Below are 24,023 nucleotides of genomic sequence, written 5' to 3'. Positions count from 1 at the left end.
CGTTGGTTACGGCGCCGGGAAAGCCTCCACCTCGCGCAGGAAAGAACGCGCGCCGAGGAAGTCGGACAGGCTCTGCTTGTGCTCGTCACAGGCCAGCCAGGTCTTGCGCCGGTCGGGGGTGTGGATCTTCGGGTTGTTCCACAACAACGCCCAGGTCGCGGGCCGGCCGCATCCCCTTGCAGAGCAGGTGGACGGCAGAGCTTCTTCGGTCACGGCGAGGTCTCCCAGGGGTCATTCAGGTCAGTACAGGCAATTGTTCCTGACCACTCAATAATCAATAGCCTGGGCAAAATGAAGCGACGTCGGACAGCCACGGGGGGAGCCGTCCGACGCCGCATCAACACCCTGAATTCCAACCGTGAACTTCAGAGCACGCAGATTCTGACACGGATCCGTCATGAGAATCCAGTCCCGACGCAGATCACTTTTTGGTGTCGTGATCCGGACCCAGTTCGGGCCGGGCCGGCGGCACATAGGCCTTGGCTCCGGACACCGCTTTCGTCCGCCGCGCATTGGCCAGCACAACGGCCACCGACGGCAGGAAGACGGCACCGACCAGCAGGATCCAGCGCCAAGGCGACGGGGTGAGCACGGCGCCGACGAAACACACCACCCGCAACGACATCATCCAGGCGTACCGGAAGATCCGGCTCTCCAGCTCCTCCGACCGGCCGGGCTGCGCGCTGGTGACCGAAATGACCTCCGCGTCGGCCCGCTCACGACCCCGCTTACTGCGCTGTGACATCTATTCTCCTCACCAACACCCAACGGTACGCCGGTGCGGAAGTTCCGGCGCACCCAGGCGAAGGGGAACAGTCATGACCGATCGGACCTACCGCGTCACCGAGCTCGTCGGCACCTCCAAGGAGGGCGTCGACGCGGCGATCACGAACGCGATCACCCGGGCCGGCGAGACGCTGCGGCACCTGGACTGGTTCGAGGTGACCCAGATCCGCGGGCACATCGTCGACAACGCGATCGACCACTACCAGGTCGGGCTGAAGGTCGGCTTCCGGCTCGAGGACTCCTGACGATCCGGGCGGACGGCTGATGGTACTGCGAACCGCCGGGGCCGCCCGGTTCGCAGTACCGGTGGGGGCGGGCGATACCGTTCGTCCGGCAGCGCCGTACAGCGGCTGGAAGCACCTGGGTGAGGAGATGGACGTGGCGAGATCGGTACTGGTCACCGGTGGTAGCAGAGGTATCGGTCTGGCGATCGCGACCGCCTTCAAGGAGGCCGGCGATCAGGTCGCGATCACGTACAACAGCACCGAGCCGCCGGAGGGCTTCCTCGCCATCAAGTGCGACATCACCGACGCGGCGCAGGTCGAGGCCGCGTTCGACACGATCGCGGCCGAGCACGGCCCGGTCGAGGTGCTGATCGCGAACGCCGGCATCACCCGCGACACGCTGCTGCTGCGGATGTCCGAGGACGACTGGGACGCGGTCATCGCGACCAACCTGACCGGCTCGTTCCGGGTCGCCAAGCGCGCGGCCAAGGGCATGCTGCGGCTGCGCCGGGGCCGGATCGTCTTCATCTCCTCGGTGGTCGGCATGCTCGGCTCGGCCGGCCAGGTCAACTACGCCGCCAGCAAGTCCGGCCTGATCGGGATGGCGCGCTCGATGGCGCGCGAGCTCGGCAGCCGCGGCATCACCACGAACGTGGTCGCGCCCGGTTTCGTCGAGACCGACATGACGGCGGTACTGCCCGAAGAGACCCAGAAGCTGTACCTGAGCCAGATCCCGCTCGGCCGTTTCGGCGCCACCGAGGAGATCGCCAAGGCCGTCCGCTGGATCGCGTCCGAGGAGGCCGGCTACATCACCGGCGCGGTGATCCCGGTCGACGGCGGCATCGGCATGGGCAACTGACCACCCCTTTATCTGTTAGAAGAAAGGCAATGCCGGTGGGCATCCTCGACGGCAAGCGGATCCTGGTCGCGGGCGTCACGCTCGACTCCTCGATCGGCTTCGCGACCGCCAAGGTGGCGCAGGAACAAGGCGCCACGGTGCTGATCTCGAACTTCGGCCGGGCGCTGAACATCACCAGACGGATCGCCGGCCGGCTGCCGGTCACGCCGCCGGTGATCGAGCTGGACGTCACCGACGAAGAGCACCTCGCCGCGCTGCCGGACGCGATCCGCGAGCACGTCGACGGCCTCGACGGCGTCGTGCACTCGATTGCCTACGGCAACCCGGAGACGATCCTCGGCGGCAAGTTCCTCGAGGGCCCGTGGGACGACGTGTCGCGCGCGGTGCACGTCTCGGCGTACAGCCTGAAGTCGCTCGCGGTGACGTGCGCGCCGCTGATGAGCCGGGGCAGCAGCATCGTCGGGCTGACCTTCGACGCGTCGGTCGCCTGGCCCGGGTACGACTGGATGGGGGTGGCGAAGGCGGCGCTGGAGTCGACCTCGCGTTACCTCGCGCGGGACCTCGGCGCGCAGGGGATTCGTTGCAACCTGGTCTCCGCCGGCCCGTTGAAGACGCTGGCCGCGAAGGCGATCCCGGGCTTCGAGAAGTTCGAGGGACCGTGGCTGGACCAGGCCCCGCTGGGCTGGGACCCGTCCGACTTCGAGCCGACCGGCAAGACGATCGTCGCGCTGCTCAGTGACTTCTTCCCCTCCACCACCGGCGAGATCATCCACGTCGACGGCGGCTTTCACGCGATGGGTGCCTAGCTGTGTCCACCTCCTTGGTAGAGCTCCGCGTCCTGGACGGCGCCAACCTGTACTTCAGCCGTGCCGCGATCAAGCTCACGCTCGACCTGACCACCCTGATCGACGCGCCGGCTCCGGCCGCGAAGGCGTACGCGCAGGCGCTCGGGCTCGGCGCGACCAGGCCCGGGCGGATCGGGTCGGGGTTCCGGCAGCGATTCGCGGTGCGGGTCGTCGGGCACATCGTCCGGCGGATCGCGCGCGAGGCGGGAATCGGGCGGATCGGCGTCCGGGTCAGGTCCGAGACCGACGTACACCGGCTCGTGGTGGCGTTCCCGTGGGCGCATGAGGGCCGGGCCCGGGCGCTCGGCCAGGCGATCGTCGAGGTCGTCGATGCCTTCGGCTCGGACGAGCTGCCGGAGCTGGTCGCGTCTGTCGGCGATCGGGTCCGGAACGAACCGGCCGGCGACGCGCCGCCGACGCTGCGGCCGAAGATCCCCGTCGTCGCGGTCACCGGCACGAACGGCAAGACGACCACCTCGCGGATGATCGCGCACATCGGCCGCGCGGCCGGGCTGCACGTCGGCTGGTCCAGTACCGACGGCGTGTACTTCGACGGCGAGCTGGTCAAGTACGGCGACTTCTCCGGCCCGAGCGGCGCCGGTCAGGTGCTCTCGCAACCGGGCGTCCAGCTGGCCGTCACCGAGACCGCCCGCGGCGGCATCCTGCGACGCGGCGTCGGCGTCGCGTACAACGACGTCTCCGTGGTCACCAACGTCACCGCCGACCACCTCGGCCTGGGCGGGATCGACACCGTCGACCAGCTCGCCGAGGTGAAGGCCGTGATCACCAAGATCACCCGGCCACGTGGCTGGTGCGTCGTCAACGGCGACGACCCGCGGACGTTCGCGATGCGGCTCGACTCGCCGGCCAAGTGCTGGGTGTTCTCCCGCGACCCCGACTCGCCGTCCATCCGCAGCGTGCTCGACGAGGGCGGCCGGGCGACGACGGTGCTCGACGGGTTCATCACCGTGCTGGACCAGTCCAGTGACGCCGAGCCCTTGCTGAAGGTCGTCGACGTCCCGATGACCTTGTCCGGGCTGTCGCACTACAACGTCGAGAACGCGCTCGCCGCCGCCTCGGCGGCACTGGGTCTCGGACTGCCGCGTGCTGCGGTGATCGAGGGCCTGAGCACCTTCTCGCCGGCCGAGAACAACCCGGGCCGGATGAACATGTACTCCGTCCGCGGCTTCACCGTCGTGATCGACCTCGCCCACAACGAGGCCGGTCTCGAAGCGCTGCTGGAGATCATGAACGGCGTCCGTCAGCCGGGCGGGCGACTGCTGCTCGCGCTCGGCTCGCCGGGGGACCGGGCCGACGACATGGTCAGCGCGATGGGGGCGATCGGCGCCCGCGGCGCGGACCGGGTGGTGATCGGGCACAAGGGCGAGTACCTGCGTGGCCGGCCGCCGGAGGAGTTGGAGGCGGTCTTCCGCGAAGGCACCAGTTCTGTCGGCGTCGACGACGTACCGGCCTTTCCCACCGAGCTCGAAGCGGCCCAGGCGCTGGTCGGAGAAGCGCAGGCAGGTGACGTGGTCGCTGTTATGTCTCTGCAGGATCGGGCGAGTCTTGACGCCTGGTTGCGGTCCGAGGGAGCTACCGTCGATAACCCGGAGACCTTGAAGGCGAAGGTCGAACGAGCACAGCACTGATCCCCGGGACTCCACCGCCCGGGGCGGATCGGGGTTCTCCATGCGCTACTTGTGGTCGATACCGGCGGCGGTGGTCGCCTGGTTCGTGGCCGGCTTCGCGCCGACGTATTTGAAGGGGCTGCCGGCCGGCTCGACCACGTTCGTCGGTACCCGGGTGGATCTGCTCGTCCTGGGCGGATTCACCGGGGGAGTGCTGGCCGGGCTGATCGTCGGGCGGGTGCGGTTCGCGATGCCGTTGGTCCTGGTCGTTGCCGGGGGCGCCTGGTGGCTGAGCGGGTATGGCCTGTCCGACAAGGGTTTGCTGGCGCTGTTGCTGGTGGCAAGTGTCGTCGGCGCTTTCTTGGGTGCCCTGGGCATCCGAAGTACAGTGCTCGCGGCGTTTGCGTTGTCGGTGCCGGTTGCCTGGTATGCGTTGCGCCCGGCCGGTGAGCTGCAGGACTGGCGCTGGCTGTGGCAGCTCAACGGGCTGTTGGTCGCGATCGGCCTGACGATCGTCTTGTACGTCGCATGCTGGCGGCGCGGCTGGCGATCGGCGTACTACTGGCTGCCGCTCGGCGCGTTCTACCTGGCGTCGTTCGCGATCGTCGAGGGCCTCCAGGCGGTGACCGCGGCCAAGGGGAAGTCGACGGACGAGATCGCCAACGCCGGTACCGACGCGTTCTTCGACGCCTTCGAGCCGGTACTGCGGGAGTACTGGCCGTGGCTGACGCTGGCCGTGCTGCTCGCGATCCCGATGGTCGCCCTCAAGGTCCGGGCGCTGCCACCCCCGCCGCCTCCGCCCGTCGTGGACGACGGCCGCACCAACGACGCCGTGCTGTCCGACGACCTGGACTGGATCGACCGCGAGGAACCGAAGCGCCGCTTGCTCCCGGCACGCCGGTAGAAACCGCTTTGGTGAATCCTCAACTATAGGCTTTCCGGGGTCAGGGAAACCGCCTTCCCAAACCATGGAGGACCCCTCGTGAAACTTCGCCTCGCTCTCGGAGCCACCGCTGCCGCCGCCGTTGTCGCGGTCGGTGTCGTGCCGGCTTCGGCGTACCAGGACCAGTCGGCGTCGACGGCCTGCACGCCAGGTGTCGCCTGCTTCTACGAAACCACCAGCTTCACCGGCAACAGCGTGCACTACGCCAACCCGAGCACGTCGTGCACCGTGCTGCCATTCGTCCCCGGCGCGCTCTTCAACTGGAGCACCAAGGACATCTACCTGTACCGCACCGCCGACTGCACCGGCCCCGCCTCCCTAGAGCCGGCCAACAACTTCCACAGCTACCCAAGCACCAAGTTCCTCAGCTTCCGCGCCGTCTGACCCGACCGGCATGCACCACCCTTCAGGTGGTGCATGCCGGAAGGTAACTTTGCTCGCCCCCGGCGCATCTAAGAAGTGTCCAAGGGGGCAACGTGAAATCCATTCACAGCAACGTACTGCCGGGCGACTTCACTGTCCGCTCGCCCGAGCCCGGTGACGCCGAGGCGATCTTCGGCCTGGTCTCGGCCTACAACACAGCGGTGATCGGGGCCGCCGACTGCACGCTGGACGAGATCGCCGACTGCATCGTGGAGCCGGGCTTCGATCGCGCCACCGATGGGTGGCTCGTGCTCGCGGGCGACGGTGAGCCTGCTGGTTACGCCACGGCGTTCGGGCTGGGGGAGGACCGGCAGACGGTCCAGGTGGAGGTCACCTCGGCAGACCCGGCGGTCGCGCAGTGGTTGTTCGCGGAGGCGATGGGTCGCGCCCGCGAGATGGGCCGCGAGCGGGGCCATCCCGAGATCACCGTCGACTCCTGCATCTACCAGGCCGACGAACCGCTCCATGCACTGCTGCTGGGCGACGACTTCAGTCTCGGTACGACGTACTACCGGATGCGGATCGACCACGCCGGCGCCGTCGCCGCTCCTGAGCTTCCGGCCGGCATCGTGATCCGCCGCGGCGCCTTCGACGACGCCTCCCGGTTGGCGGCGCACGAGGCGATGATCGAGAGCTTCAGCGGCCAGTTCGGCTACGTCATCCGGCCGCACGACGAGTGGGTCGAGGCTCTCGGCGCCAGCTCGACCTTCGACTGGTCCCAGCTGACCGTGCTCGAGGCGGAGGGGCAGGTGGTCGCGGTGCGGTCCTGTGGCGACGAGTTTGTCAAGGATGAGAACTCCGGCTACATCGGCATGCTCTGTGTTGCCGAGGACTTCCGTGGACGCGGACTGGCGAAGTTTCTGCTGCGCGACAGCTTCGCCCTCGACGCCGCCGCCGGGCGGTCCGGCAGCATCCTCAACGTGGACACCAACAACCCGACCCCGGCCCTGGGGCTCTATCTGTCGGTCGGCATGAAGCCCGTCCTGGTCTTCGACGGCCTCCGCCGGGTGCTGCCCACGGCCTAGCCGAGCAGACCTTGCCCCAGCCAGCCGTCTTCGCGAAAGCCAGGGGGAATCGCGAAGGCGGCTGAGCCGATCGTGGTGGTCCACTCGTTGAGGGCGTCCGCGGCGTCGAGGCGGGTCAGCAGCGGGATGAACTGGCTGACGAGGTCGGCTTGGTAGCTGAGGAAGATGAGGCCGGACTCGCGAGTGGCGCCGGTGTCATGGACGTAGTTGAGGCCTTTGCGGAAGATCCGGCGGCCGTCGTTCTCGGAGTGGTGGGAGAGCCGGGCGTGGGCGTTCTTGGCGATCACCAGGCGGTTGTCCGCGTCGCGTGCTTCGAGGTCGAGCTCGTCGTGCTCGGTCGCGCCGGTCAGTGGTGCGCCGTTCGACAGTTTGCGGCCGACGGCTCGTTCCTGTTCGGAGCGGGTGAGTTCGTCCCAGGTTTTGAGGTTGAGTTTGATGCGGCGAACGACCAGCGTCGTACCGCCGTCCTCGTTCCACACGGTGCTGTTGAAGTCCGGCGTACCGGGCGTGGGGTTGCCGGTGCCGTCGACCTGGTTGAAGAGATTGCGGCCGGTGATCGGCTGGCCGTCGGGGCCGGTGCTGTTCCAGAACCCGGTCTGGCGCCAGAGCGGCTTCGCGAAGGGTGCTGCGTCCGCGACCAGCCGGCCGATGGCGTGTACGACTGACACCGCGTCGTCCGCGCCGACCAGCACGAGCAGATCGCCGCTTGTCCACACGGGTTGCAGGCGATCGTGGGACATCGCCGGTACGTCGATGAACCCGCGCGGCGCGCGATCGGTGAGCCCGGACAAGGTGAAGACCCTGGGGCCGAAGCCGACCGTCGCGGTGAGGGCCACACCGGGGATGGCCAGCTCGGGTGCGGTGTCCCCGGGAGCCGGCCGCCCGGCGGTCAGCGCGACGATGTCGCTCGTCCAGAGTCGCATCAACCGGCCGAGTCCGGCCTTGTCGGTGCCGCGGAGCAGCTTGAACGCGACCAGCTCGGCATGCTTCGGGGAGGCGGCCACGACGGCCGGCTGATGGTCGCCGTACGGGCTGATCTCCCTGGCGACGACTACTGGTTCAGATTCCTTGCCTAGGGCAACGGCTCCGCCGGTGACGGCGGCGCCTGCGGCGGCAGCACCGGCGTACCCGAAGAGTTGCCGCCGGGACGGGCGTCCGGTCAACGTGTCGGGCTGGGCGTCGTGGACGGGTGGTAGTGCTCTTCTCCCTCGGTGAACGCCTTCACCGGCACGGTCAGGTCGTGCGTGCTGCCGTCGGAGAACTTCAAGGTGATCGGTACTTCGTCACCCGGCTTCAGCGCCCGCTTGAGCCCCATCAGCATCACATGGTCACCACTCGGCGCGAGATGAGCGTGCGACCCCGCGGGCACCTTGATGCCACCGGCCTTCTCCTGCATCACCATCTTGCCGTCCTTCATCGCCATCTCGTGGAGCTGCACCATCCCGGCGACCGGAGACGTGGCCGAGGTCAACGAGATGTCGGTGCTGCCCGGGTTGGTCAGCGACATGAAGGCCGCCGTCATCGTGGTGTCCTTCGACCCGACCGTCGCCCGCACCCACGCGTCCTCGACCAGTACGCCGGGCGTCGTCACCGCCGCCTTGGTCACCGGCGGCGCATCCGATCCACAAGAGGACAACAGGAAGGGGACGGCGATTGCCAGCCCGGCGATCAGTAGCTTCGTCTTCACGGACAGGCCAACGATGCTTACGGCAACCAAGTTCCCGCGGCAGCGGGGACACACCGTGTGTCCCCGCTCACGCTCTGGTCACTCCTCTGACTCGTCAGCTTCCGATTCGTCCGGCTTGACGAAGTCGGGATCGCCGCCTTCGTCACCGGAGCGGGCGCCGGCCTGTGCGAGGTGGGATACCGACTCGAGGTGGGACAGCACTTGCTGGTGCTGGTCGACGCAGAGCACGACCAGGTCGCCACGGTTCGACCGGGACAACGCGTGCTGTACCGCGGTCAGCTCCTCGAGTACCGTCTCGACCTGACGGCACCGGGCGCCGTTCTCCATCGCCCGGCGTACGCCCTCGGTGACCAGCTCGGCCGTGCTGCCGGCCTCACGACCACGCAGCCGGACGTCCTCGCGGACGATCACCACGTCGAAGTGCTGCGCGGCGACCTCGCCGAGCTCGCGCATGTCGTCGTCGCGCCGGTCGCCCGCGGTCGCGATCACGCCGATCCGCGACGGCCGGCCGAGCTCGGACGAGGCGTTCAGGCTCTCGCCGAGCTTGTCGACGAAGTCGCCGAGCATCCGCATCGCGGGCGCGTTGTGGCAGTAGTCGACGATCACGGTCCGCCCGTCGACGTCGATCTCGTTCAACCGGCCGGGGGACAGGTAGTACGACGTGTTGAACGTGCGCAGGCCCTGCCGGATGTCGTGCAGCGGCGCTCCCGCGGCGAAGGCGGCGGCCGCGGCGGCCATCGCGTTCTGCACGTTCATCATCGCCCGGCCGCCGAACGTTGCCGGCAGCAAGTGCGTCCAGGCCAGCTGCATCGAACGCCGGCCGTGCTTCATGATGATCATGTCGCCCAGGTCGGACCGCTCGAGCACGACCGCGCGGCCGCCGCGGCGGCAGTGGCCCTCGATGTACTCGCGCACCTCGCTGCCTGGCTCGGCGACGCTGAACCAGACCACCTCGCCGGAGCACTTGCGCCGCATTTTCCGGACCAAGGGGTCATCGGCGTTCAGTACTGCGAACCCGTTGCGCGGCACAGCCTCGACCAGCACCGCCTTCACGTCGGCCAACTGCTCCAGCGTGTCCACCCCACGCATCCCGAGATGGTCCGGCTGGATGTTCAGCACGACGGCGACATCGTTGCGCTGGTACCCGAGCCCCTCACGCAGGATCCCGCCGCGAGCCACCTCGAAGACGGCGAAGTCGACGCGCGGGTTCTGCAGCACCATCCGGGCGGACTTCGGCCCGGACGCGTCGGACCGGATCACCAGCCGCTCGTCGATCACGATGCCGTCGGTCGAGGTCATCCCGACCTTGCGGCCCATCCCCTTGAAGACGTGGCTGATCATCCGCGAGGTGGTGGTCTTGCCGTTCGTACCGGTCACCGCGATGATCGGGATCCGGCTGGTCGCGCCGGGCGGGAAGAGCATGTCGACGACCGGCTTCGCGATGTACTGCGGATCGCCGATCGTCGGGTTGGTGTGCATCCGGAACCCGGGCGCCGCGTTGACCTCGCAGATCGCGCCGCCGGTCTCGCGGACCGGCTGGGTGATGTCGGGGCAGATGAAGTCGATGCCGGCGATGTCTAGCCCGATCATCCGGGCCGCCTCCTCGGCGATCTCGACGTTCTCCGGGTGCGCCTCGAAGGTCCGGTCGATCGAGATCCCGCCGGTCGACATGTTGCCGGTCAGCGTCAGCTTCACCATCGTCTCTTCGGGCGGTACGTCGTCCATCTCGAAGCCCTGCGACTTCACCAGCTCACGCGCGGCGTTGTTCACCGTGATCCGGGTCAGGATCTTCTCGTGGCCGACACCGCGACGGGGGTCGGCGTTGGTGATGTCGACCAGCTCGGCGACCGTGTGCACGCCGTCGCCGACGACATGTGCGGGCACCCGCTCGGCGATGGCCTCCATCCGCCCGTTGATGATCAGGCAGCGGTAGTCCTTGCCGGTGACGAAGCTCTCGACGATCACCGAGCCACGCCGGGACTGCTCGGCCGCGATCGGGAAGGCCTCCCGGACCGCGTCGGCGTCCTGCAGGTTCAGGCAGACGCCACGGCCGTGGTTGCCGTCGAGCGGCTTGCACACGACCGGGTAGCCGATCTTGTTCGCTGCCGACACGGCCTCGTCCACCTCACGGACCGAGACGGAGCGCGGTACCGGCAGACCGGCCGAGGCGAGCAGCTTGGTGGTGAGGTCCTTGTCGCTGGCCACGTCCACCGCGATCGAGCCGGTCTCGGACGTCATGGTGGCCCGGATGCGCTTCGCGTGCACGCCCTGCCCGAGCTGCACCAGGCTGAACTTGTTCAGCCGGATCCACGGGATGTCGCGGGACACCGCCTCGTCCACGATCGCCTGCGTCGACGGGCCGAACGCGCTCCGTTCGGCGATCCTGATGAACTTCTCCAGCTCGGTGGTGAAGTCGAAGTCCTCGGTCGGCTGGACCAGGTAGTTGACGAACCGGACGGCGAGCTCGCCCGCGGCCAGGCCGACGCCCTCGTCGGCGTACGAGTAGATGATGTTGTACCGGCCGGGCACGCCCTTGACCTGGCGGGTCTTGCCGCGCCGCATGTCGTGGCCGGCCTCTTGCTGGAGTTGCAGCGACACGTGCTCGGCGATGTGCCCGAGCCAGGTGCCCTCTTGCAGCCGCTCGATGAAACCGCCGCGGCGGCCGCGCGAGCAGTGGTGCTGGTCCAGCCGGGGGAGGTACTCGAGAAGGCGCTCGGTGAAGCCGTCGATCGTGTTCGACGGGAAGTCCTCGAGCGATCCCAGGTCGACGACGAGGTGGATCGCCGGGTCGTAGCTCCAGATGTTGGGGCCGCGGTAGACCCTCGTCTCGATGATCTTCAGGTCCGGGCTCGGCGTCCCGTGGGTCTGGTCGGGGGCGGTGTCGGTCATGCTGTCCCACTGTCTGCTCGCGGGTCGGTATCTGGTCGGCTGAGTTCGGCGCCCGCGCTCAGAGGCTCGGTCGCCTCCGGTCTGGACTGGGCCGCCGCCGCCGATCTGGACTTCTTCGACGCCGCCGCCTTCTGGGAGACGGTCGTCTTCTTGGCGGACTCCGTCTTCTCGGCCGCAGGGGCTGATTTCGCGGTACGCCGGCCCGCCCGGCGCTTGCGCTCGGCGTAGTACGCGGGGGACACGCCCTCGGCGGCGATCTCCTTGGCCAGCTTGCGCAGATCCGCCTCAGCGGCCTCGATCGACGCGATCTCCTCGGCCGGCGGCTGCGGGCCGAACGAGAGCAGCACCCGCGCCTTGAGGTCGAAGGTCGACGACGCGGGCAGCACATGCAGTACGACGCCTGACGCGAGGATCGCCTCGGACCGGCTCGCGTAGTGCGCGTTGGAGGTGATCCGGCTGCCGTCGAAGATCGTCACGGCACCCCGCCCGACGACCTCCAGGTGAGTTCCCCGCACTACGGCCGCTGTGTCCTCGTCGACGCCGATGCCGAGCAGTCCGGGGGACTGCGCGACGAGCGAGAGGAGCCGGCCGTACCGGTTCCGCTGGGCGAAGTGCTGGTCGACGATGGCGCCCTGGACAAGACCGAGCCCGCCGGCCAACTGGCTCATCCGCTGCCTCGGGGTGGCGCCCGAGCGGCCGAAGGCGATCATGTGCTCGGCGAGGATGCTGGCGCCGGCCGACGTACCGCCGACGGCGGCCCCTCGTGCGTGGGCAGCGGTGACGGCCCGGCCGAACGCAGTACCGGTGACGACCCCGCTCAGCTTGAGCTGGTTGCCGCCGGTCATGAAGATGCCGGTGGCCTGCTCGAGCGGCTCGATGAAGGCGGGGTCGTCGGCGTCCTCGCGGTTCTCCGGCCGGACCCCGACCACGCTGGCCGCGCCGAGCGCGGCGAACAGAGCGGAGTACACGTCGATCACGTCCGGACCGAGCGCGGAGGCGGTCGGAACGATCACGATCCGCGCCTTCGGCCCACCAGCCGCCTCGACGAACTCCTGCAGAACCAGCCGCTTCTTCAGCTTGTCCTCGGCCCCACCGATGGCGAACAGGGCCCCCGGCCCGCTCGTCGTCACCCCACCCTGCTGTTCAGACATAGCCGAAGAATAAGCGCTGGACCCCCGTCAGCCCGCTTCGGTCGTCCACAGCCCCGCCTGCGAGCCGAAGATTGCAACTAGCTGCAGGTCGGGTACGGAGGGTAGTCATCTGTGGCATCCTTCGCCGGTGAAGAGAATTCTGCTGCCGCTGGTTGTTGCCGCGGCAATGATGTCGGCCGCCGCATGCGGTGGTTCCGATGACCCGAAGCCGGCCGACAAGCCCGCTGCGGCCCTGAGCCAGGCGGACTTCGCCACGAAGGTCCCGGCGGCCCTGCAGGAGAAGAGCACCTTTCACGCGGTCGCGACAACGACCGACGAGGACGGTCCGGTCGTCACGACGTCAGACCTGAAGGTGACTCCCGCCGGCACGGACCTCGCCGCCACTACCGACCAGGGCCTGACCGTCCTCCGAATCGGCGGCAAGTTCTACGGCAAGGGCGACGGCCTCTCCGAGAACAACGCCAAGCCCTGGAAGCTCTGGGACCCGGCCGCCGGCGCCAAGGACCCGCTGGCCAGCCTCACCGGCGTACAACTCCAAATCCAGTCCGCCGCGGCCCTGACTCACCAATTGCTGGCCGGCGCCGCGTACGCAACAAAGTTCACCTCCACCGAGGCTCCAGCCATCGATGGCGCCTCGATGACCGAGTACACGATCACCATCGACGCCCCCAAAGCAGCCGCCGCCAAAGCCCTGGGCGACTACCTCACCACAGCCGTAGTGACTGCCCAGAAGATCAACGAGGTAACAGCAGTAGTCCTCATCGACCAGAGCAACCTCCCCCACAAACTCGACTTCACCGTCGGCACCACCAAGGAGTCGGTCCAGTACAGCAAGTTCGGCACCCCGGTAACCATCACCGCCCCACCCGCGGCTCAGATCGACGGGTAGCGGTCCGATGAAGAAGCTGCTGATACCGATAGCCGCCGTCGCGATGCTGTCGATGGCGGCCTGCGGTGGTTCTGATGACAGCGCGAAGACGCCGGTCGTCGACCAGCCCAAGACGCCTTTGACCCGGGTGGATCTCGCACCGAGCGCGCAGGCTGCCTTGCTGAAGAGCGGGACCTTCCACTCGGTTACCAAGACGACGGACGACGAGGACGACCCAGCGACCTACACAGCCGATCTGAAGGTTGCCCCGGGCGGAGGGGATGTGTCAGCTAACGGTAGTGACGGCAACTCCGTACTTCGGGTCGACGGAGTCCTCTACGCCAAGGGGACGGATCTCACCGACGATCCTGCGAAGCCGTGGCGGAAGTGGGATCCGAAGGCTGCGTCCGACGAGTCGTCCGACCCGGTGGTCGGAATGCAGTTGGAACTGCTCTCGGCACAGGTGCTGACGCACGAATTCCTGGGGGCGGCGGCCTACGCGACGAAGTTCAGTTCGGCGCCGGGGGAGACCGTCGACGGCGCGCCGACAACGCAGTACACGATCATCATCGACCCGGCCAAGGCTGCGGCGGCGAAGGCCTTCGGTGAGTACCTGGATCCCGAGACGGTCGCCGACGAGCAGCTCAAGGAGATCACCGCCGTCCTCCTGGTTGACCAGGACTCCTTGCCCCGCAAGCTGGACTTCACCTTCGGTGGGTCGAAGATGTCGACCGTCTACACCGAGTTCGGCAAGCAGGTCACCATCACCGCCCCACCCGCGGCTCAGATCGACGGGTAGTAAGGAGATGGTGCCGGGGTGGGACAGGTCCGGCACCATCTGGCTTTTACTGTTGGATGGGGTTGCCGTCGGTGCCGCAGATGTAGCCGGCTTTGATGCAGTCGGTGATGCGGCGTTGGAGTTCGGCGGGGTCCCAGGCGTTCATGAAGTCGCCGTGGAAGGTGTAGCCGGGGGCTGTTGTGACGAGTTGGCCGTTGCGGGTTGCGGCTAGCGTGAGGTCTCCGCCGTTGACGGGGTAGGTGATCAGGAACTCCAGGCGGGGGACCACGACCGGGTGGGTTGCCGGGCAGGTGGGGCCGGTCGGGAAGGCCATGTGGTCTTTGTGGTTGGGGGAGTCGAGGCGGACGCCGTCCCAGCAGGTGGGGAAGTCGAGGTAGTTCTCGAGCTTCGAGCCCGGTGGGCAGACGAGGAAGTCGCGGCTGGACTGGCTCTGGCCGACGCAGGACCAGCGGGCGGCCGGGTTCTGGTCGGGGGTGATCGCGGCGGCGTTGCCGATCACGTACCGGAGCCTCTGTGGATAAGCGGTCGCGTGCGTCCGGTCGGTGATTCCCTGGTAGTAGATGGTCACCCGCTCAGGCGCGACCGGCACTCCGTTCTGGTAGAGGGTGGGTGTCCAGTACGCCGACTTGTCGGCGACCGGATCGCAGTTCGTACCGCCGAGCCGCAGCGACTGCAGCGTTGAGTTCGCGTTCGTCGACGTGTTGCCGAAGAATTCGTGGATGTGCGAGGCGCCGGTCTGGCCGGGGAACACGATCGGGTCATTCCCGGCCCGATGACTGCTCCCGCACTCGGCCCGGAACTCCGACCCCGGCACCGGAGCCAGCTGCAGCTTCCGCATCGCGGCCGCCTCGGCAGCGCTGGGTGCTTCGCCATGATGCATCTTCGAGTGATCGACCGGCTGCGGCGTCGCCTGCGCCTGCTGATGAACCAGTACTGCGGCGGCTGCCGCGATCAGCACAACCCCCCACCGGTGAGAACCTTCGTCGCCCGCATCTCAGTGCCCGAAGGTGAACCAGTTGACGTTGACGAAGTCGGCCGGCTGGCCGCTTGTGAAGGTCAGATAGACGTTGTGTACGCCGGTGACCGCGCTGATGTTGGCCGGAACACTCCGCCAACTCTGCCAGCCACCCGTGTTGGCCACCGCGAAGCTTCCGATCGGCGCGTTGCTCCTGTTGTCGAGCCGGACCTCGACCAGACCGCTCACTCCGCCGGCAGCGCCCGATGCGACCCGGCCGACGAACTGATGAGCCGCGGAGCTGCCGAAGTCGACGTTGGGGTAGAGCGCCCAGTCGCCGTTCCCGATCTGCATCAGGTTCTGCCCGCCACCGGAGTCGGTCGTCGTCTCGACACCGACACCGCCTTGCTGGCTGAACGATTCGGCCTGGATGTTGCTGTACGCGCTACCGCCACCGCCAGGCGGCGTGGTCGGCGGCGTGGTCGGCGGCGTGGTCGGGGGAGTCGTCGGATCGCCACCGCCACCACGGGTGGACACGGCGACGTAGTCGATCACCATCGGCCGATCGGGGACGGTCTCGGCGCGAGGCGTCGGCGCGGCGAGCGCATCCGGGAAGGCGCCGCCGATCGCGACATTGAGCAGGATGAAGTACCCGGCATGCGAGGTCATGCTGGCCCAGGTGTCGGCCGGCAGTTGTCCTTGGCTGACGGAGTGGAACTGCTGCCCGTCGACGTACCAGCGGAACTGGTTCGGCGAGATGCTGGTGTCCCACTCGAACCGGTACGTGTGGAAGCCGGCCTGGCAGGTGCTGCCCGGGCAGGCGCGGTTGCTCGCGATGCCGGTCGTCTCGTTGCAGGGCCCGCCGGGGTTCACGCCGCAGTGCAGCACGCCCCAGACCGAGTTGAGCCCGTTGACGTTCTCCATGATGTCGAACTCGCCGATGCCCGGCCAGTTCCAGTAGTTGCCCCGGTACGGCGAACCGAGCGCCCAGAACGCGGGCCAGTACCCGAGCGCCGCATTGCCGGTGACGTTGGGCATCTGGATCCGCGCCTCCATCGCGACCACGCCACCCGACGGCGGCTTGAAGTTGCTGCGCTGCGTCTCGATCCGGGCCGACGTCCAGTTGCCTGCGCCGTCGCGGCGCGGCGTGATCCGGAGGTTGCCGGCGCCGTCGAGGGAGAGATTGTTCGTACTGTTCGTGTAGTTCTGGATCTCCCCGGTACCCCAGTTGCCCGGGCCGCCCGGATAGGCGTGCCCGGTGTCGATGATCCAATTGGCACTCGACGGCAACGTGCCGCTGTTGCCATTGAAGTCGTCACTCCACACCGTCGTCCACCCCGCGGGCGGCGGCGGAACACTGGCCTGTGCGACCACGGTCAACGCGGTCACAACCAGAACGGGAGCTAGCAGAGCACTGAGGATGGTCCGGCGACGAGTCGACGGTTTGCTGGGGCGGAAACGCATGATTGACCTCCACGGTCAGGCGCCGTCACCAGGGCAGCGCCAGGGCGGGTGCGTACGCTCATGAGAGCGCTCTCACTCCGCAGTGTCAACGCCTTGTCACCGCATTGCCGCCAGGGACCGTTCCCCGCGCTCAGAGCTTGCGGCTGAACACCGTCGTGCTGTGCTGGACGGCCATCCCAAGTCGCTCGTACATGGCCAGCGCGCCGGTGCCCGAGTGGGTCCACAGCACGAGGTCCGGCCGGCCCTGGCGATAGAAGTCGAGGGAGGCCTGCGCGATCAGTGCTCTGGCGATCCCCTTGCCACGCTGGTCCGCGCGGACGGCGACGTGTTCGACATATCCGGCCGCGGAATCAGGTAACGCCAGGCAGATGGCGGCACCGACGAGTTCGTCGCCGGCGAAGGCGACGGAAGAGAGCTCAGCCGCGAAGGTGGTTCGCTCGATGGTCATCCGGGCCCACTCGTCGAAGCCCCAGCGACGCGGTTGCCAGTCGTCGAAGGCGTCCTGGATCACCTGGTACGCCGCCTGCGCGGCCTCGCCGGAGAAGGGACGGATGGTGATCCCGGCGGGTAGCTCCGGCGGCGCCGGCTCCTCGTCGACGGGCTTGGTGAGCTTCCAGTTGGTCGCGATCACCTCGTACCCGCGCGCTCGCAAGAGCGCAGTACCGGCGTGGTCCTCGTCGTCGACCGTCTGGGCGACCCGGTCAGTGCCCGACTCGATCGCCCGGCGCTCGACCCATTCGACCAGGCCGCTCCCCAGACCGAGTCCGCGGTACTTGTCCCCGACGTCGACCTGAGACCGGCGCCCCCGAACCCACGCCCAAGCGGCGACGCTCCGGGCTGGATCGAGAACCACCAGGCTGTCGACGGAGGCATCGAGCCCGGGCCGCTCGAGCGACGCCTCGACCTCGTCCACCGCGATGCCGGTCAGCCTGGCGATCGCTTCAGCATCATCTGTCGTGGCAGGTCGGCAGTCGAATCCAGCAGGCATCACCGGCGGAGTAGGCACGACGAATGATCCTCAGCCATCCCTGCCCCAGCCGCAACGGGGTTTCAGGCGTCGGTGTCCGCGTCGGCGGCCTCTACTTCTTCTCGGCTGATGCCGAGGAGGTAGAGGATGGTGTCGAGGTAGGGGACGCTGACGTGGGTGTCGGCGGCGGCGCGGACCACCGGCTTGGCGTTGAAGGCGATGCCGAGGCCGGCTGCGGCGAGCATGTCGAGGTCGTTGGCGCCGTCGCCGATCGCGACCGTCTGGGACAGCGGCGTACCCGAGGTCTCGGCGAAGCGGCGCAGGGCGGTCGCCTTGCCGGCCCGGTCGACGATGTCGCCGAGGACCCTGCCGGTGAGTTTGCCGTCGACGATCTCCAGTTCGTTGGCGCTGGCGAAGTCGATGCCGAGGTCGGCGGCGAGCTTGTCGGTGATCTGGCTGAAGCCGCCGCTGACGATCGCGAACTGGTACCCGAGCCGCTTCAGCGTCCGGACCAGCGTGCGCGCGCCCGGCGCCAGCTCGATCGCCTCGTACACCTCGTCGATCGCCGACTCCGGCAGCCCCTTGAGCGTCGCCACCCGGCTGCGCAGCGACTCGGCGAAGTCCAGCTCACCGCGCATCGCCTGCTCGGTGACCGCCGCGACTTCCTCCAGCCGGCCGGCGTGGGCGGCGAGCATCTCGATCACCTCGCCCTGGATCAGGGTCGAGTCGACGTCCATCACGATCAGCCGCTTGGCCCGGCGGTACAGACCACCAGGCTGTACTGCGACGTCCAGCCCCTGCCTCACCCCTTCGAGCGCGAGCACCGTCCGCAGTGAGTCCGGGTCGGCACCCGAGACGGCGATCTCCATCGCGGTCACCGGGTAGCGCGCCATCCGGCTGATCCGGTCGATGTTGGCGCCGGTGTCCGCGATCCGGCCGGCGATCGCGGCGAAGCCCTGCGCGGTCAGCGGGCTGCCGATCACCGTCACCTGGGTCCGGCCCTTGCGCCGCGGCTCGTTGTCGCCGAAGCCCTTCTTGACGTCGATGTCGACGTCAAGGTTCTCGGCCAGCGCCTTGAGCTCCTTCTTCAGCTCCTTGTGATCGCGCGGCGCCGACAGCAGCACCCCGAGCACCAGCCGGCCCCGGAGCACCACCTGCTCGGCATCGATCACGTCGAGCCCGCGCAACGCGAGCATCGACAGTACTGCGGAAGTCAGGCCCGGCCGGTCGGTACCGGTCAAAGTGACCAGCAGCGTGGGGCGGTCCGCTATCGACGTCTCGTGCTCAGCCTGTCCTGTCATCTCAAGGCCTCAGGCTACCGATGAATTGTTAACGGAAGGTGGGCGGTCCACATGCCGCGACAAGTGCGCGCCTCGCAGCAGCCGCCAGGTCGGTCAGCGCGCGCCGACGGGCGTCGGCCTCCGCGCCGGTGATGGCCGCGCCGTCGTCCTCCAGGGCGGCGTCGGCGATGGCCAGACAACGGCGGGCGGTCGCGGCCGTCTTCACCGCGCGGGCTTCGTAGCCGGGGGCAAGGTCGTCGCCCTTGCCCGAACCGATCCGGCGGATGTCGATCAGCGCGTCGGCGACCTCGGGCTTCCACTTGGCGACGTCGAGCTTGGCGAGCGACTCGGCCGCCTCGATCAGCGCGGCCCGCAGCCCACGGTCGGCCTCACCGAAGTCGGCCGGCAGCGGACTGGTCGCCGGCAAGACGGTCCACTGCACCGCTGGGCCGACGTACGAAGGTACGAGCCCGATCTCGGCTCCAGTCAGTACTACGGCCTCGCCCGTCTCCAACGCTGCCTCGTTGAAGGTCGGCGGCCCGGCCAGTCCGATCGGGTCACCCGGGATGGGCAGCGCGAGGTGTGCCTGGGTCGCGCCGGCCGCGCGCAACAGGTTGAGGGCCACCGGCAACGTGGCCGGGGTGGGGTGCGCGGCGAGGCCGGACACGTGGTGCCCGACGTCCTCGCCGAGGATCTTGTGCGCGGCGGTGTCCGGATCGCAGGCGCCGGTCAGCATGGCGTTGGTCCAGACGGTGAAACGCACCGAGGCGGCAGTGGTCAGCACACTTCCCATTGTCCCATCCGGGCGGTGATGCGCTGACGCGGGCAGGGTCCTCGCGAGTCGCGGGAAGCCACCCCGTAGGTTTTGGTCCTATGACTGCAGTGGCGGAGCTGGCCGGTGTCTCGATCGTGCGCGGTGGCGCGCTCCTACTCGACTCCGTCGACTGGTCCATCGAGGAGACCGACCGCTGGGTCGTGATCGGCCCGAACGGGGCCGGCAAGACGACGATGCTGCAGATCCTCGCGGCCCAGATGCACCCGACGACCGGTGTGGTCGGGCTGCTCGGCGAGGTGCTCGGCGCGGTCGACGTGTTCGAGCTGCGGCCGCGGATCGGGCTGACCAGCGCCGCGCTCGCCGACCGGCTGCCGAAGTCGGAGCGGGTGTCCGACGTGGTGGTCTCCGCGTCGTACGCCGTACTCGGGCGGTGGCGTGAGGAGTACGACGAGCTGGACCACCAGCGGGCCAAGGAGCTGCTGACCGAGCTCGGCATCGGCCACCTCAGCGACCGTACCTTCGGGACGCTGTCCGAGGGGGAGCGGAAGCGGGTCCAGATCGCCCGCGCGCTGATGACGGATCCCGAACTGATGCTGCTGGACGAGCCGGCGGCGGGGCTGGACCTTACCGGTCGCGAACAGCTGGTCCGGTCGCTCAGCTCGATCGCGACCGCTGAGGGCGCGCCGGCGATGGTGCTCGTCACGCATCACGTCGAGGAGATCCCGCCGGGCTTCACGCATGCGCTGCTGCTGAAGCAGGGCCGGGTGATCTCGGCCGGCCCGATCGACCAGGCCTTGACGGCCGAGACCCTGAGCGACACCTTCGACCTGGCCCTCAGCCTCGACCACCGCGACGGCCGGTACTTCGCCCGCGCCCTCTGAACCCGCTCACCCCGAACCCGCTCACCCCGAATCCGCTCACCCCGAATCCGCTCACGCCGAATCCGCCGGTCCTGAATCCTGGGGCTGATTCTCCGCGTCACACTGGTGATGGACCTGCCTGAGGTCCCGAACGCGGATAGAGTTGGCAGATGATGGATTGGCTGCGGGAGAACGTCTGGACGGCGTGGCTCGGGATCGCCGTCGTGCTGGGTCTGGCGGAGCTGGCTTCGCTCGACTTCACCTTGCTGATGCTCGCCGCGGGGGCGATCACCGCGGCCGGCGTAGGCGCCTTGTTCCCGCACCTGCTCTGGTTGCAGATCGTCGTCGGCCTGGTCACCGCGGCCGCGATGCTGGGCGCCATCCGCCCGCTGCTGGTCCGCAAGATGCACCACACCGGCGAGCTGAAGACCGGCTCCGCCCACGTGATCGGCCGCAGCGGCGTCGTGGTCAAGGAGATCCACCCCGACGGCGGCGGCTCGATCAAACTCAACGGCGAGCTCTGGACCGCCCGCCCGTACGACGACGTCTCCACCATCCAGCCCGGCACCCGGGTCGAGGTGATGTCCATCGACGGCGCCACCGCCGTCGTCTACCCGATCGGCCAGCCCATCGACCACACGCTGCCCGAACTCCGCTCCAACCCCGAGCCCCCGGACGCCAAGGACTGACCTGAGAGTCGCCGAAGAAGCTGGTGTGGCGCGGGGATGCGGGGCGGGCGCCGAAGTACTGTCGGAAGTACGGGCGATCGTGAGGGAACCGTTGCACACGGTGGCCCGTCGATAGGAAAGACTGTGCGTTTCTGAGGGTTCTTCGAGTGGGAGGGTCACGTGACCGCGTTCCTCATAGTGCTGGCATTGGTCGCCTTGCTGGTGGTCGTCACACTGATCAAATCTGTCCGGGTCGTGCAGCAGCAGACCGTGGGCATCGTGGAACGGTTCGGGAAGTTCAAGGTCGGCTTGCAGCCGGGCCTGAACCTGCTGACCCCGTTCGTCGACAAGGTCCGCTACACGATCGACATGCGTGAGCAGGTGGTCGCGTTCCCGCCGCAGGGCGTCATCACCGAGGACAACCTGATGGTGTCGATCGACTCCGTCATCTACTTCCAGGTCAACGACCCGGTCCGGGCGACCTACGAGATCTCCAACTACATCCAGGCCATCGAGCAGCTGACGATGACCACGCTGCGCAACATCATCGGTGGCATGGACCTCGAGCAGACGCTGACGTCGCGTGAGGAGATCAACGAGAAGCTCCGGTACGTACTGGACGAGGCGACCGGCAAATGGGGTATCCGGGTCAACCGGGTCGAGCTCCGCTCGATCGACCCGCCGCCGTCGATCCAGGACTCGATGGAGAAGCAGATGCGCGCGGACCGCGACAAGCGCGCCGCGATCCTGACCGCCGAAGGTATGCGCCAGTCGGCCGTCCTGTCGGCCGAGGGCCAGAAGCAGTCCGCGATCCTGACCGCTCAGGGCGACCGGGAGTCCCGGATCCTGCGCGCCCAGGCCGAGCGGGAGGCGCGGATCCTGAAGGCGCAGGGTGAGGCGCAGGCCATCACCACCGTCTTCAACGCGATCCACGCCGGCAAGCCCGACCAGGGCCTGCTCGCCTACCAGTACCTGCAGATGCTGCCGTCGATCGCCCAGGGCGACTCGAACAAGCTGTGGATCATCCCGAGCGAGATCGGCAAGGCGATGGAAGGCCTCGGCAGCGCCGTCGGCCAGATCGCCGGCATCACCCAGAAGGCCGAGGGCCCGTTCCCGGAGCCCGACCTGGGCGACTCGCAGGCCGTGTCGGTCGACAGCGGGCTCGGTTCGGCGGCCACGCCGGACGCCGCCGTGGTCGAGGCCGACAACGCGGTACAGGAAGCCATCGCCGCCGCGCAGAACGCGGCCGTCGGCAACCGCGCGGCCCAGCAGGCACCCCCGGCGGTCACCTCGGCCCCCGAGCAAACCTCCCCGGTGCAGGACGGCCCTCCGGTCGAGCGCTGATCACCTAGTACTACGTAACGTCACACGGCCCGGCTCGCAATTGAGCCGGGCCGTGTGACGTTGACTGCAGAAACCTGTTCAGTTGCCGGACTGATGATCGGAAACGGCTATCAGGTGCGTAGAGTCTTGCGACGATGACATGGTTCGAGGCGCTGTTCGTCCTGGTGGCGGGAATGGGCGCGGGCACGATCAACGCGGTGGTGGGGTCCGGCACGTTGCTGACCTTCCCCACGTTGCTTGCTGTCGGCATCCCCCCGGTCCTGGCGAACGTCAGCAACAACATCGGCCTCTCACCCGGTACGGCGGCCGGCGCGATCGGCTACCGGCGCGAACTCGAAGGCCAGCGCGGCCGGATGCTCCGGCTGATCCCCGCGTCGCTGCTCGGCGGCATCGTCGGAGCCGTCCTGCTCCTGAAGCTCCCCGGCTCGGCGTTCAAAGCCGTCGTCCCCGGACTGATCCTGCTCGGCTGCGTGCTGGTCGCCCTGCAGCCGTGGCTGTCCAAGCGGATCAGCCTCCCGATGCACACCCATCGCGGCGCCTGGTGGGTCATCCCCGCTGTCTTCTGCGCAGGCGTGTACGGCGGCTATTTCGGCGCGGCCCAAGGCGTCCTGCTGATGGCGATCCTCGGCATCGGCATGGACGCGAACCTGCAACGGATGAACGGCCTGAAGAACGTGCTCGCCACGGTCGTCAACGGCGTCGCCGCGATCCTGTTCATCATCGTCGCGGATGTCGACTGGCTGGCCGCCGCGCTGATCGCGGTCGGCTCGACGATCGGCGGTTTCGTCGGCGCCCGCTACGGCCGCAAACTCCCGCCGACCGGCCTGCGGGCGCTGATCGTTGTGATCGGCATCGTCGCCATCGTCACGATGGTCTTCTAGCCTCGAGCCCCGCCAGCAACAGATCCAGCCCGTAGTCGAACTGCTCGTCGCCGCCCGAAGTACGGGCGAGTTCCGGGGCGAGCTCGACGACGGTGGGGAACTCGTGGGCGGACAGTGACTCCATCGACGTTCGCAACCGGCGCCAGGCGTCCGGGTCGAGACGCTCGGCGGCCATCTGGATCTCCCAGGTCGTTGCGCCGAGTACGTACGTGAAGAGGGTGGTGTGCGTCCGGGCGGCGGCCTCGGGCTCGAGACCGGCGGCCCGCAGTACGCCGAGCAGGCCTTCGGCCACCCGGGCGGTCTCCTTGCCGCTCAACGGACGGCTCGCGAGTAGTTGCGCAAGGCAAGGGTGCTGCAGCATCAGGGCGCGCAACCCGCGGCAGACGAAGCGGACCTGGTCGGGCCAGGGGAGGTCCGGTGGCACATCGGGCACCAGGGCCATCAGGTGGTCGCGGATCGCGTCGTACAGGTCGTCCTTGTTGCGGAAGTAGGTGTAGAGCGCCATCGGGCCGACACCCAACTCACCGGCCACTCCGCGCAGGCTGAAGGCGTGCAGCCCCTTGGCCTCCATCAGATCGAGCGCGGTCCGCACGATCAGGTCCGGGTTGAGTGTGTTCCGCGGTGTTCTGGGTTTGGTGTCCGACATCTCATCGACCTCCTTAACGTACAGTGTATAGTACGTTGTAAGGAAACAATCGGAAG

Annotated in this window: 25 protein-coding genes; 13 read left to right on the top strand and 12 right to left on the bottom strand. The window is 68.3% G+C overall.

The genetic code is table 11. The annotated features are described in order from the left end of the window. Positions 1–6: 6 nt before the first annotated feature. Together ACIA12_RS07965 and ACIA12_RS07960 are read right to left on the bottom strand one after the other, a co-directional pair. Positions 7–213, bottom strand: a complete 207-nt coding sequence (locus ACIA12_RS07965; RefSeq protein ID WP_396366169.1) for a hypothetical protein — start codon at positions 211–213, stop codon at positions 7–9. Between the two features lie 208 nt (positions 214–421). Next, complete coding sequence (locus ACIA12_RS07960; protein ID WP_396366168.1) at positions 422–745, bottom strand: DUF3099 domain-containing protein; 324 nt, start codon at positions 743–745, stop codon at positions 422–424. A 73-nt stretch (positions 746–818) separates the two neighbouring features. On the opposite strand from ACIA12_RS07960, the gene ACIA12_RS07955 reads away from it, so the two are divergent. The 7 genes from ACIA12_RS07955 (at position 819) to ACIA12_RS07925 (ending at position 6,733) form a co-directional block, all read left to right on the top strand. Continuing rightward, the gene (locus tag ACIA12_RS07955) at positions 819–1,031 is read left to right on the top strand and encodes a dodecin (RefSeq protein WP_343978498.1); all 213 of its coding nucleotides are present in this window, start codon (positions 819–821) and stop codon (positions 1,029–1,031) included. Between the two features lie 133 nt (positions 1,032–1,164). Continuing rightward, the gene (gene fabG, locus ACIA12_RS07950; RefSeq protein WP_396367143.1) at positions 1,165–1,869 is read left to right on the top strand and encodes a 3-oxoacyl-[acyl-carrier-protein] reductase; all 705 of its coding nucleotides are present in this window, start codon (positions 1,165–1,167) and stop codon (positions 1,867–1,869) included. A gap of 29 nt (positions 1,870–1,898) precedes the next feature. Then, positions 1,899–2,675: an enoyl-ACP reductase FabI gene (gene fabI, locus ACIA12_RS07945; RefSeq protein ID WP_396366167.1), complete on the top strand. Its 777-nt coding sequence runs from the start codon at positions 1,899–1,901 to the stop codon at positions 2,673–2,675. Positions 2,676–2,677: 2 nt separating this feature from the next. Next, on the top strand, positions 2,678–4,363 hold the full coding sequence (locus ACIA12_RS07940; RefSeq protein WP_396366166.1) for a Mur ligase family protein: 1,686 nt from the start codon (positions 2,678–2,680) through the stop codon (positions 4,361–4,363). Between the two features lie 40 nt (positions 4,364–4,403). Continuing rightward, positions 4,404–5,246, top strand: a complete 843-nt coding sequence (locus tag ACIA12_RS07935) for a hypothetical protein (protein WP_396366165.1) — start codon at positions 4,404–4,406, stop codon at positions 5,244–5,246. A 78-nt stretch (positions 5,247–5,324) separates the two neighbouring features. Next, positions 5,325–5,669: a hypothetical protein gene (locus ACIA12_RS07930; protein WP_396366164.1), complete on the top strand. Its 345-nt coding sequence runs from the start codon at positions 5,325–5,327 to the stop codon at positions 5,667–5,669. Between the two features lie 92 nt (positions 5,670–5,761). Further along, entirely contained in the window at positions 5,762–6,733 is a 972-nt protein-coding gene (locus tag ACIA12_RS07925; protein ID WP_396366163.1) for a GNAT family N-acetyltransferase, read from the top strand. Here ACIA12_RS07925 and ACIA12_RS07920 read toward each other — a convergent pair. The 4 genes from ACIA12_RS07920 to ACIA12_RS07905 all read right to left on the bottom strand — a co-directional run bounded on the left by ACIA12_RS07920 (position 6,730) and on the right by ACIA12_RS07905 (position 12,460). Continuing rightward, positions 6,730–7,896, bottom strand: coding sequence for a Dyp-type peroxidase (locus tag ACIA12_RS07920; RefSeq protein WP_396366162.1), 1,167 nt, complete (start codon positions 7,894–7,896; stop codon positions 6,730–6,732). The genes ACIA12_RS07925 and ACIA12_RS07920 overlap by 4 nt on opposite strands. Beyond that, positions 7,893–8,420: a copper chaperone PCu(A)C gene (locus ACIA12_RS07915; RefSeq protein WP_396366161.1), complete on the bottom strand. Its 528-nt coding sequence runs from the start codon at positions 8,418–8,420 to the stop codon at positions 7,893–7,895. Before ACIA12_RS07915 ends, ACIA12_RS07920 begins: the two co-directional genes overlap by 4 nt. Before the next feature lie 78 nt (positions 8,421–8,498). Then, positions 8,499–11,309, bottom strand: a complete 2,811-nt coding sequence (cphA, locus tag ACIA12_RS07910) for a cyanophycin synthetase (RefSeq protein WP_396366160.1) — start codon at positions 11,307–11,309, stop codon at positions 8,499–8,501. Continuing rightward, positions 11,306–12,460, bottom strand: coding sequence for a cyanophycinase (locus tag ACIA12_RS07905; RefSeq protein ID WP_396366159.1), 1,155 nt, complete (start codon positions 12,458–12,460; stop codon positions 11,306–11,308). The genes cphA and ACIA12_RS07905 overlap by 4 nt, the downstream gene beginning before the upstream one ends. Before the next feature lie 127 nt (positions 12,461–12,587). Between ACIA12_RS07905 and ACIA12_RS07900 the strand changes: the two genes are divergently transcribed. Both ACIA12_RS07900 and ACIA12_RS07895 read left to right on the top strand, forming a co-directional pair. Then, positions 12,588–13,349 carry a hypothetical protein gene (locus ACIA12_RS07900; protein ID WP_396366158.1) on the top strand — a complete coding sequence of 254 codons (762 nt, stop codon included), beginning with the start codon at positions 12,588–12,590 and terminating at the stop codon, positions 13,347–13,349. Positions 13,350–13,356: 7 nt separating this feature from the next. Next, positions 13,357–14,127, top strand: a complete 771-nt coding sequence (locus ACIA12_RS07895) for a hypothetical protein (RefSeq protein ID WP_396366157.1) — start codon at positions 13,357–13,359, stop codon at positions 14,125–14,127. Positions 14,128–14,173: 46 nt separating this feature from the next. Here the strand turns inward: ACIA12_RS07895 and ACIA12_RS07890 are convergent, their stop codons facing one another. From ACIA12_RS07890 to ACIA12_RS07870, 5 genes are all read right to left on the bottom strand, one after another. After that, positions 14,174–15,085: a DUF1996 domain-containing protein gene (locus ACIA12_RS07890; protein ID WP_396366156.1), complete on the bottom strand. Its 912-nt coding sequence runs from the start codon at positions 15,083–15,085 to the stop codon at positions 14,174–14,176. Between the two features lie 36 nt (positions 15,086–15,121). After that, positions 15,122–16,471 carry a glycoside hydrolase family 16 protein gene (locus ACIA12_RS07885; protein ID WP_396366155.1) on the bottom strand — a complete coding sequence of 450 codons (1,350 nt, stop codon included), beginning with the start codon at positions 16,469–16,471 and terminating at the stop codon, positions 15,122–15,124. A 205-nt stretch (positions 16,472–16,676) separates the two neighbouring features. Beyond that, positions 16,677–17,552 carry a GNAT family N-acetyltransferase gene (locus ACIA12_RS07880; RefSeq protein WP_396366154.1) on the bottom strand — a complete coding sequence of 292 codons (876 nt, stop codon included), beginning with the start codon at positions 17,550–17,552 and terminating at the stop codon, positions 16,677–16,679. Between the two features lie 44 nt (positions 17,553–17,596). After that, positions 17,597–18,814: a phosphoserine phosphatase SerB gene (gene serB / locus ACIA12_RS07875; protein WP_396366153.1), complete on the bottom strand. Its 1,218-nt coding sequence runs from the start codon at positions 18,812–18,814 to the stop codon at positions 17,597–17,599. A 28-nt stretch (positions 18,815–18,842) separates the two neighbouring features. Beyond that, on the bottom strand, positions 18,843–19,586 hold the full coding sequence (locus tag ACIA12_RS07870) for a hypothetical protein (protein WP_396366152.1): 744 nt from the start codon (positions 19,584–19,586) through the stop codon (positions 18,843–18,845). Positions 19,587–19,666: 80 nt separating this feature from the next. On the opposite strand from ACIA12_RS07870, the gene ACIA12_RS07865 reads away from it, so the two are divergent. The 4 genes from ACIA12_RS07865 (at position 19,667) to ACIA12_RS07850 (ending at position 23,321) form a co-directional block, all read left to right on the top strand. Continuing rightward, entirely contained in the window at positions 19,667–20,449 is a 783-nt protein-coding gene (locus ACIA12_RS07865) for an ABC transporter ATP-binding protein (RefSeq protein ID WP_396366151.1), read from the top strand. A gap of 149 nt (positions 20,450–20,598) precedes the next feature. Next, a complete protein-coding gene (locus ACIA12_RS07860) occupies positions 20,599–21,117 on the top strand; it encodes an NfeD family protein (protein WP_396366150.1) in 519 nt (172 codons plus the stop codon). A 159-nt stretch (positions 21,118–21,276) separates the two neighbouring features. Continuing rightward, the gene (locus tag ACIA12_RS07855) at positions 21,277–22,440 is read left to right on the top strand and encodes an SPFH domain-containing protein (RefSeq protein ID WP_363821784.1); all 1,164 of its coding nucleotides are present in this window, start codon (positions 21,277–21,279) and stop codon (positions 22,438–22,440) included. A gap of 134 nt (positions 22,441–22,574) precedes the next feature. Then, positions 22,575–23,321: a sulfite exporter TauE/SafE family protein gene (locus ACIA12_RS07850; RefSeq protein WP_396366149.1), complete on the top strand. Its 747-nt coding sequence runs from the start codon at positions 22,575–22,577 to the stop codon at positions 23,319–23,321. Here ACIA12_RS07850 and ACIA12_RS07845 read toward each other — a convergent pair. Then, a complete protein-coding gene (locus tag ACIA12_RS07845; RefSeq protein WP_396366148.1) occupies positions 23,305–23,967 on the bottom strand; it encodes a TetR/AcrR family transcriptional regulator in 663 nt (220 codons plus the stop codon). The two genes, ACIA12_RS07850 and ACIA12_RS07845, sit on opposite strands and share 17 nt — an antisense overlap. Positions 23,968–24,023: the final 56 nt, after the last annotated feature.

Source organism: Kribbella sp. NPDC051620, assembly GCF_044453825.1.
Classification (GTDB): Bacteria; Actinomycetota; Actinomycetes; order Propionibacteriales; family Kribbellaceae; genus Kribbella.
The sequence above is the reverse complement of the archived record's forward strand: the minus strand, read 5'-3'. Positions and strand labels throughout refer to the sequence as shown.

Coding starts and splice junctions, on each gene's coding strand:
- ACIA12_RS07850 (WP_396366149.1), top strand. CDS start 22,575: ATGACATGGTTCGAGGCGCTGTTCGTCCTGGTGGCGGGAATGGGCGCG.
- fabI (WP_396366167.1), top strand. CDS start 1,899: ATGCCGGTGGGCATCCTCGACGGCAAGCGGATCCTGGTCGCGGGCGTC.
- serB (WP_396366153.1), bottom strand. CDS start 18,814: ATGACAGGACAGGCTGAGCACGAGACGTCGATAGCGGACCGCCCCACG.
- ACIA12_RS07865 (WP_396366151.1), top strand. CDS start 19,667: ATGACTGCAGTGGCGGAGCTGGCCGGTGTCTCGATCGTGCGCGGTGGC.
- cphA (WP_396366160.1), bottom strand. CDS start 11,309: ATGACCGACACCGCCCCCGACCAGACCCACGGGACGCCGAGCCCGGAC.
- ACIA12_RS07870 (WP_396366152.1), bottom strand. CDS start 19,586: ATGGGAAGTGTGCTGACCACTGCCGCCTCGGTGCGTTTCACCGTCTGG.
- ACIA12_RS07860 (WP_396366150.1), top strand. CDS start 20,599: ATGATGGATTGGCTGCGGGAGAACGTCTGGACGGCGTGGCTCGGGATC.
- ACIA12_RS07955 (WP_343978498.1), top strand. CDS start 819: ATGACCGATCGGACCTACCGCGTCACCGAGCTCGTCGGCACCTCCAAG.
- ACIA12_RS07895 (WP_396366157.1), top strand. CDS start 13,357: ATGAAGAAGCTGCTGATACCGATAGCCGCCGTCGCGATGCTGTCGATG.
- ACIA12_RS07845 (WP_396366148.1), bottom strand. CDS start 23,967: ATGTCGGACACCAAACCCAGAACACCGCGGAACACACTCAACCCGGAC.
- ACIA12_RS07935 (WP_396366165.1), top strand. CDS start 4,404: ATGCGCTACTTGTGGTCGATACCGGCGGCGGTGGTCGCCTGGTTCGTG.
- ACIA12_RS07960 (WP_396366168.1), bottom strand. CDS start 745: ATGTCACAGCGCAGTAAGCGGGGTCGTGAGCGGGCCGACGCGGAGGTC.
- ACIA12_RS07905 (WP_396366159.1), bottom strand. CDS start 12,460: ATGTCTGAACAGCAGGGTGGGGTGACGACGAGCGGGCCGGGGGCCCTG.